We start from the raw sequence: 3,837 nt of genomic DNA on the forward strand, positions 1-3,837 counted from the left end.
AATCCGCAAAAAACTAGACCAGTTTGATTGTTTACGAGATGCCATTGAGCATATCTTATATATTGCGTCCTAACCGCCTTGGCGGTTGCTATAAAATATCTATAGGACTCATATTTGATTTTTGAAATACACGTAGGGTGCGTTATGCCAAAGGCTAACGCACCACTCCGAATTTTAGGTGCGTTACGCTACGCGATAACACAACGCCAGTCCGCTCAAGTCGGGAAACCCGCCCACGCGGCTGGCTCCCCTCTCCCAAAATTGGGAGAGGGGTTGGGGGTGAGGGTCAAACCTGGAAACGCCAAATCTAGCTTATACGTTAAGTTGACACCAATGAGCAATGCTGTGCCCTTACGACAGATGTGGTTCAAATACATGAAAACTGCTGTAAAGATGTTGGACTTTGGGATGAAGTAAAAGACCGACTGCAAACCTCTGCCTTAGCACTTTCTGGCGGACAGCAGCGATTGTGTATAGCTAGAGCCTTAGCTTTGCAACCAGAAATCCTATTATTCGATGAACCTTGTAGCGCCCTCGACCCAATTGCCAGTGGAATAGTTGAAGAATTAATTACTTCTAAGCTCGTACTTCTTAGGATTGGTGAGCATAAATCATGTGAGAAATAACTGGCGGTTCATCGCCTTGATGAAAAGCAAAAACCCTTTTGCGAATCTCTCGATCTGCCACCGTAAACCGTTCATACTGACGTAAATGATCCACCCAGGATTCGACGATAAACGTCTCTAAGTAGCGACTCGGCTGAGATGTATCGTGAAAAATTCCCCAGCGAATCGCACCATCTCGTAGCCGCACCACGCGCAGGGCATGAATTGCTGTAATGAATTCCTCTGCTTGAACTGGGTCAATACAATATTCAAGTGTGACTAAAACCGGCCCTTCTTCTGGTTGCAATTCAATTACTACCAACGGTTCTGCTCGCCGTAATGCTGGCCCTAAATCCAGTTTTCCTGATAGCAAGCGATAACGCTGCGCGGTGAAGGTTCCCCCTACTAAGCCGATCGCAGCAACGAATAAGGCAGTCCGCATACCCCAATGTTCCGCCGCTGCACCCCAAACAATACTACCAATTGCTGAACCTCCTTGAAATACCATCTGATAAGTTCCTAGCGCCCGCGCCTGCACCCAAGCCGGAACCGCAAGCTGCACGGTGATATTCAAGCTGGATGTCATACTTGTCCAGGCAATCCCAGCCGCTAGCAAAGCCAGCAACACCAAAGGTACATTGTGAATGAATGCCAGAATTAATGTGGCGATCGCAAACACCAGAGTTCCGGCAATCACAACTCCATCGGCTGTGAGACGTTGGCGCACTCGTGGCATCAAAATCGCACCGAGAATCGCCCCAAATCCAAAGCAACCGAGTAGTAAACCATACCCACCTGCTCCCTGCCGCAAATCTTGCTGTGCCACCAAAGGCAACAAGGCTAACAAAGCACTGGTGCAACTAGTTAAAACAGCCGCTCGAATTAACACAGCTTGCAGAGCGGGAGAAAAGCGGACATAGCGAATACCAGCCCGCACAGAACCCAATACTCGCTCTGCGGGTAGGGCGCTTTCATAAAACGGTTTACGCTGCCAACGGTAAAGGATGAAAATCACCCCAACAAAAGAGAGGGCATCAATCAAAAAGACGACTCCCGCATTTGCGGCCACTAATATAAAACCTGCGATCGCAGGCCCAACTGCTCGGGCAATATTAAACCCAGCACTATTTAAAGCGATCGCAGCCATGAGTTCCGATCGCGGTACTAGTTCTGGTACAATCGCTTGCCAAGCTGGGCCATTCATTGCCGCTCCCAAGTTGAGCAAAAACGTCAGCGCCAGCAGTGACCACGGTGTAATTGTACCTGCAAAAATCAATCCACTCAAGATCAGTGCAGCAACCAGCATCCAGACTTGCCAAAACAGTAGTAACCGACGGCGATCGAAAATATCTGCCGTTGCTCCGGCTGGTAGTCCTAACAGCAGCACCGGCAAAGTTGCGGCTGTTTGCATCAGTGCCACCAAGAGGGGAGAGGTGGTGAGAGAAGTCATTAACCAAGCTCCCGCCGTGTCCTCCATCCAACCGCCAATGTTGGAGACAATCGAGGCAATCCAGCGATCGCGAAACAAAGATTTACGGAGCGGACTCCAAGCAGAGGTTGTCATGACTGCGGTATGCACATATTACTTCAGCATTCGAGGAGCGGGGCCACGAGTGGTATCCAATCCTGACACACGAGGTAAGGTAATCGTCTTGCCTGTTTGTGCGGCTTCGTAAATCAACGCCATTAGTTTTTGGTCTTGCAAACCTTCTTCACCAGGCGTATGGGGTTGTTTATTTTGAATCACACAATCTGCCATGTGATCGATTTCCAAAGCAAACTGATTCTTCTCACCTATCCGCACTTCGCTAATGTTTTCTGCCATGCTATTCGTTGGCGATTTGCGCGAAATCATCATCCGCAAACCGTTGTAGGAGAACGCCGGATCGAGTTGTCCCCAAGCATCAGAGCCAAAGACGCGAAACCGACGCCCTTCGTGAAAGCCGTAGCTAGTGGAGCAAATCCCTAGTATTCCACTGGGAAACCGCAGCTGGAAGGTAACACTTTCTTCTACTTCTTTGAAGCGCGGATCGCCAGGAGTGCTAAAGATTTGGGCGCTAATTGCGATCGGTTCCTCTCCCGTTAAATAGCGAGTTGCATTCAAGCAATAAACTCCCACATCCGGCAAAGAGCCACCTCCAGCTAAGGCGCGTTTCAATCGCCACTGGTTTAAGTCACCCCCCTGGTTTTGTCCGTTGTCTGCCTGAATCACCTTCACAGTTCCCAATTCTTTGCTGCGGATCATCTGAATCATGGCGCGATGATGCGGCTCATATTGGCAGCGATAAGCAATCATCAGCTTGCGATTCGCTTGTTTGCACGCATCGATCATCTGTTGAGCATCTTCGACTGTGGTTGCCATTGGCTTTTCACACAGAATATGCTTTCCTGCTTTAGCACCACGCACCGTATATTCCCGGTGCATACTGTTAGGCAATACAATATAAATCACGTCAACGTCTGGATTGTTGCGGAGATTGTCGTAATTCTGATAGTTGTAAACGTTCTGCGGTTTGATGCCATACTGCTGGGCAACAAGATTTGCTTTGGCAGCATCACCACTAACTAATGCAGTTGGCTTTGCTAGTTTACATTCTGCAAATGCAGGCATGATCTCTTCCAATGTCAATCTGCCAAGTCCGACGATCGCAAACCCCAAACGTCGCTCTGGGGGTAATGCAGTTGGTGGCCCACCTGTATCAACCTCAGTCTTTTCCGAGATGGGCGGAAACTGAATCTGAGGCGGTAAGGGGCCTCCGCGTGGGGTGGCTTGTCCAGTTGGCTGTTGGGCAACAACCTCTTCGCCGATACTACCGATTGCGGTGGCTGAAATGGCTCCTAACCCAGCAGTAGTAAGAATCTGACGACGAGAAAATTTTCCTTTAAACACTTCAGGCATCGTGGTTCCTTAATGATGAAATTTTGGATTTAGTACAACAATTCGTAGCGAATTAAATTTGGAAATACCTTGCAATGCCAATGCGTCGCCTGACCGAAACAGTGCTGAGTGCTGAGTAACGAGTGCTGAGTAAAAAAGTAATAATTGCACTCAGCACTTTATGTTTGAAGCCACGGCTTTTAAGCCAAGGAAAAAGAAATAAATATTTATTTCGAGATGCGTAGCGCATATTTAATACGTCCAAGATCAATCCCCTAGATTTATCTATGGGGTTACTCTAAGCCGAGGCACTCCTGAAAATGCCAATGCGTCGCTTGACAATGCCAATGCGTT

The 3,837-nt window shown here is 48.4% G+C and carries 2 protein-coding genes and 1 pseudogene; 1 reads left to right on the forward strand and 2 read right to left on the reverse strand.

What is annotated here, in order from left to right:
* Positions 1-377: 377 nt before the first annotated feature.
* A pseudogene (locus V7K41_RS08190) lies at positions 378-542 on the forward strand (ATP-binding cassette domain-containing protein); the annotation flags it as partial.
* A gap of 49 nt (positions 543-591) precedes the next feature.
* On the opposite strand, the gene V7K41_RS08195 reads toward V7K41_RS08190, so the two are convergent.
* Both V7K41_RS08195 and V7K41_RS08200 read right to left on the reverse strand, forming a co-directional pair.
* Positions 592-2,169 (reverse strand): MFS transporter, encoded by a 1,578-nt coding sequence (locus V7K41_RS08195; protein WP_334847115.1) that lies wholly within the window; start codon positions 2,167-2,169, stop codon positions 592-594.
* Positions 2,170-2,187: 18 nt separating this feature from the next.
* Entirely contained in the window at positions 2,188-3,504 is a 1,317-nt protein-coding gene (locus V7K41_RS08200) for a Gfo/Idh/MocA family protein (protein WP_334847116.1), read from the reverse strand.
* Between the last annotated feature and the right edge of the window lie 333 nt (positions 3,505-3,837).

Source organism: Nostoc sp. (genome assembly GCF_036917415.1).
Classification (GTDB): Bacteria; Cyanobacteriota; Cyanobacteriia; order Cyanobacteriales; family Nostocaceae; genus Nostoc.

What these genes read in the sequence shown, in the direction of transcription:
- V7K41_RS08195 (WP_334847115.1), bottom strand. Translation starts at nt 2,169, where the DNA reads ATGACAACCTCTGCTTGGAGTCCGCTCCGTAAATCTTTGTTTCGCGAT.
- V7K41_RS08200 (WP_334847116.1), bottom strand. Translation starts at nt 3,504, where the DNA reads ATGCCTGAAGTGTTTAAAGGAAAATTTTCTCGTCGTCAGATTCTTACT.